Below are 2,836 nucleotides of genomic sequence, written 5' to 3'. Positions count from 1 at the left end.
ACATTAAATTGTAGATTGTCAACTACTTTTGACCCACTTTTGCAAATAAAATTGACCCATCAATATTTAACTTATAACGCTAAGATCATACCCGCTTTCGCGTAAGCGGCCCATATTAATTTCAATACTTTTGGTACTTTGACTAATTTTAATATACTTAGATATCTCTATAAGCCTATCTTGAAGTATATCTATATTTAGTACAGCGATAGGATCTTTATAATAAACTTTCTCAGGAAAAGATGCTGCAACTTTTGTAGCATCATCTTTTCCTTTGTTTATTAAATCATCCATACTCATAAAGGTACTAGACTCATCAGCGGAAAGTTCATATCTCTTAAATGTCCTATTATATACGTAATTAGTATATTTCTTTAATAACCTAACAAAATAGTCATAATTAATTGAAGTAGTATTGGCAACAAACTCCTTTGCTGCTTTTTTTCCTTCATTATTAAATATATGTATAAATTTTTCATAATCTAAATCTTTATGATCAGGTTTCATTTTAAAATCCTCCTATTTAATCCCCTTTACTCTATAGCTATCCCCTGTTATACTTATTAAGTGACAGTGATGCATTAGTCGATCAAGTATTGCAGTTGCAGCTAATTTGCTAGTAAATATTTTATCCCAATTACCTAGTGGTATATTGGTAGTTATTATTAGAGAGCTTTTTTCATATCGTTGGCGGATGATTTGAAAGAATATGCTCTCTTTTTCTTTATCCATTTGAAAATGACCTAATTCATCAATTATTAATAGATCTACTTTTCGCAAGGCTTTAAATTTACTTTCTAAAGAGCCTTGAAGATAGCTAGCATATAACTTGTCCATAAATTCTTGAGCAGTAGTAAACAATACCTTAAACCCATTTCTACAAGCTAATACTCCTAGTGCTATACTAATATGACTTTTGCCGACGCCTGGCGGGCCGATTAAAATTACATTTTCTTTGTTATTTATAAATGTTAGTGTTTCTAAATCCCTTACTTTAGCTTCATTAATTTTATCAGGAAAGGAAAAATCAAATCCATCCAATGTTTTTATTCCCTCAAATTTTGCAGCCTTAATATTACGCTCAGTATTTCTTTCTTTTTTTCCTTTAGCCTCGATGGCTAATAATCTTGCTAAAAACTCTCTATGTCCAAGATTATTTTCGATAGCGTAAGCTATTTCTGCCTCATAGTTTAACTGAATATCTAACAATTTAAATTGCTTAAGAAGAGATTTAATATGCTCTGGTGCTGTGTTAATCATGTCTTTCATAATTAAAACTGATCCTCCTCATAATAAGATAAATCACGACTAGTTTCACTTATAGTAAGGAGTTTGTCTTCTGAATTCATGCCTTTTACAATATTAAAATACTGTGTTTTTAATACGGTTTTTATAGCTTTAATTTCATAGATATTATTATCAATACAATACTTTAAAATTAAGTCTAACGAGTCGATATCGTATAACTCCTTGAGTTTAATTATTTGACGCAGGTGATAACTAGGTTGCTTTAAATATGGAATACAGTTTTTGTAGAATATCTTCCCGTTAGAAAATGTATTTTCAAATTGTCTTATTATTTCAGGAATAGATTTTGGTGCAATATTATTTAAATCACCATAGTGAGTATCTACCGTAATCATTTTTCCCTTATCCTTAATAATTTCATGAGATGCAATTATATCTAAAGCTTTATTAAATATTTCTAATTTATATCCTAATGTTATTCTAAATGATACTTTTTTACCTACATATTCAACAGGTACGCTATACTTTACAGCATCTACAGAAATATATGAATCTAAACTTACTTTTCTCTCTTTAAGGTCACAAATTATAAAAGGTTTACTTCTTAACGGTATTAAATGTGGAGATTCTTCTACAAAGAACTCATTTGTTATTCTTAGCGTAGTTCTGTGGACAGAATTATTAGCTTCCTCTATAAATATATCAGCAGCTTGATTTAATTCAGTCATAGAATTAAACTTATTTCCTTTCACAAATTGTTCTTCAATATATTGAAAAGGTCTCTCTACTTTACCTTTGGTTCTCGCCCTGTAAGGGTTGCAGGTATTTAGAGATATTCCTAGATAATGTGCTAATCTTAATGCATTAGTATTAAAATTAACTTCATCTCCAGCTTTATTAGAATCTACTAAAGCTTTTGGGTTATCTATTAATAATTCTTTTGTTACTCCTCCAAATTTCTTAAATAATAAGTGTATTGCTTCATATATAGCTTCGCCGTCGCAAGACTTAGAAAATATAATAGCTTTTTTCCTTGATGCTGATAAAATTAATGAAAAACAATAAACTGTTATTTTTTCTCCACCTATAGTCATTACATAATGTGCCCAATCAAATTGTGATTGATCACCTAAGGGTGTTTCAATACGTTTTGTAGCCTTTAATGGAATATTAATTTTATCTTCTTTTAGTTTATTTAAATATCTGTATACCGGCGATATGCTTCCAGCATACCCAATTTTCTTTAACTCTCTGTAAATTCTTGTACCAATGAAGTTATATTCAGGATCAAGGTACCAAACTCTGATTTCTTCTAGATAAGCATCAATCTTTGTTTCATATTCTCGCTTCCTATAATTAGGCTCTTCTTCAAATCGTATTAATCTTTTAACTGTATTTCTGGATATTTTTAATTCTCTTGCTATTTGCCGAATCGGAACTCCTTTCTTATACATTGTTTTAACTGTTATCCAATCTCTCACATCTTTCACCTTTATTCCTCCTAATCTTTGGTTCAAAGATTAGGATAGTTTATCCATTATAGGTGGGTCAACTTTACTCGTTAAAGGTGGGTCAGTTTTAAGTATAA

3 protein-coding genes are annotated in these 2,836 nt (G+C 29.8%); all 3 read right to left on the bottom strand.

The genetic code is table 11. The features are described 5' to 3' along the window. Positions 1-66 precede the first annotated feature (66 nt). The 3 genes from A500_RS11530 to istA are packed head-to-tail and all read right to left on the bottom strand — an operon-like array spanning position 67 to position 2,738. Positions 67-507 carry a hypothetical protein gene (locus A500_RS11530; protein WP_016207764.1) on the bottom strand — a complete coding sequence of 147 codons (441 nt, stop codon included), beginning with the start codon at positions 505-507 and terminating at the stop codon, positions 67-69. A gap of 12 nt (positions 508-519) precedes the next feature. Next, complete coding sequence (gene istB, locus A500_RS11525; RefSeq protein WP_016207763.1) at positions 520-1,269, bottom strand: IS21-like element helper ATPase IstB; 750 nt, start codon at positions 1,267-1,269, stop codon at positions 520-522. 2 nt (positions 1,270-1,271) lie between these two features. Continuing rightward, positions 1,272-2,738: an IS21 family transposase gene (gene istA, locus A500_RS11520; protein ID WP_016207762.1), complete on the bottom strand. Its 1,467-nt coding sequence runs from the start codon at positions 2,736-2,738 to the stop codon at positions 1,272-1,274. Positions 2,739-2,836: the final 98 nt, after the last annotated feature.

This window comes from Clostridium sartagoforme AAU1, assembly GCF_000401215.1.
GTDB classification, from domain to species: Bacteria; Bacillota; Clostridia; order Clostridiales; family Clostridiaceae; genus Clostridium; species Clostridium sartagoforme.
The sequence above is the reverse complement of the archived record's forward strand: the minus strand, read 5'-3'. Positions and strand labels throughout refer to the sequence as shown.

What these genes read in the sequence shown, in the direction of transcription:
- A500_RS11530 (WP_016207764.1), bottom strand. Translation starts at nt 507, where the DNA reads ATGAAACCTGATCATAAAGATTTAGATTATGAAAAATTTATACATATA.
- istB (WP_016207763.1), bottom strand. Translation starts at nt 1,269, where the DNA reads ATGAAAGACATGATTAACACAGCACCAGAGCATATTAAATCTCTTCTT.